This is a genomic window from Erythrobacter sp. HI0063, from assembly GCF_001635685.1.
GTDB lineage: Bacteria > Pseudomonadota > Alphaproteobacteria > Sphingomonadales > Sphingomonadaceae > Qipengyuania.
On record NZ_LWFF01000122.1, the window covers coordinates 1 to 1,397 of the forward strand.

General features: G+C 53.3%; 1 protein-coding gene and 1 tRNA gene. One reads left to right on the forward strand and one right to left on the reverse strand.

All coding sequences use genetic code 11. The features are described 5' to 3' along the window. The first annotated feature begins 3 nt into the window (after positions 1-3). Positions 4-78 (forward strand) — tRNA-Gly (locus A3736_RS05280). Positions 79-723: 645 nt separating this feature from the next. Here the strand turns inward: A3736_RS05280 and A3736_RS05285 are convergent. Next, on the reverse strand, positions 724-1,397 hold a 674-nt coding region (locus A3736_RS05285), incomplete at its 5' end, for an ATP-binding cassette domain-containing protein (protein ID WP_156501985.1).

Genomic DNA, 1,397 nt, shown 5'->3' on the forward strand with positions numbered 1-1,397 from the left:
TGAGCGGGCGTAGCTCAGGGGTAGAGCACAACCTTGCCAAGGTTGGGGTCGGGCGTTCGAATCGCCTCGCCCGCTCCATTTTTCTTAAGAATATTGATCCACTTAAGCGGATCGCAATCATGCGAATTCCGCTTCCCCGCCTTGTCGGTCACTTCGGGGAAGCATGGGGGAAGCAGAAATCGGAGTTTCGTAGCGCATTCTGGCGTCTGCATTGCGACATTGTGAACCTCATGATTCCAAGGCGCAAGGGTCGGATTAGGGTATGTTCAGCTTGCAGTGTGAAGGTTGAACGTGTGCAATCCGATTGCCCAATTAGCACGCCATTTGAAACGGCGGGTGAGGGGCCGGGAGTAGTCGGTCCGCTATTAGACGAGCTCTCTGCGGAAGCGGACATCGCCGCTGCGTACGGTGTGCTTCGTCAATAGGGACTGCGAGCCTCTAACCAGGTTATATTTGTGAACTGCTCTCTGCGGCGGATTTCCGGGAGTTCCCGGCGAAAAGGCATGGCCTTTCGGCCATGAGAGGGGGTGGTGTTTCGAACCCTTGTTCCGACGATGTTCCAAGATGGGGACCAAATAGCCATCACCATTATCCATACTCCAGTTCATGCGTACGCAAGCTAAAGGGGCGGTCGGTGGTGACAATTGACCGATGCGACTGCGGCTAGAAAAGTCCGCAGTAACCCGGGGAGCGTGGCTGCGAGTGCCCGGTTTGATTTGCCGCCTAGATCGAAGCGTGGTCGAGGACAGATAGGGAGCCCTCATTCATTTCGAAAACGCGGTCGGCTTGCTCAATCGTCTCCTGCCTGTGCGCGATTACTATCCTTGTAATCTCAAGTTTCTTGATCGCGTCATTGATCTTGCGCTCATGCAAAGTGTCCAAGCTGGATGTTCCTTCGTCCAGCAACAATAAACTGGGCTTTTGATAAAGCGCCCGCGCAAGCAAGAGCCTCTGTCTCTGTCCACCAGACAAGTTTGAGCCCCTTTCAGTGATAAAGGTTTCATAACGCATTGGCATGCGATCAATGTCTTCTGCGATGGCCGCAACTTCAGCAGCCTCGCGAATGCGATCAAGGTCCACACTGGACTCGAATAAAGCGATATTCTCGGCGATCGAACCAGAGAATAAAACGTCGTCCTGCAAGACGGCAGCAATTTTCTCGTGATATCTCTGATAGCCAAATTCTCGAATGGGCGTTCCATCTATTGCGACAGCACCAGAAGTGGGCTCCAGAAGACCCAACATGATTTTCGCGAGCGTGGATTTACCGCAACCCGAAGGACCTTTGATGGCCACGTGCTCGCCCGCAGCGATCGAGAGTGAAACTGAGTTGAGAACAAGCGGATCGGCATCTGAGAACCGAAAATCGACATCGGTAAGCTTTATCTCACCCCGAA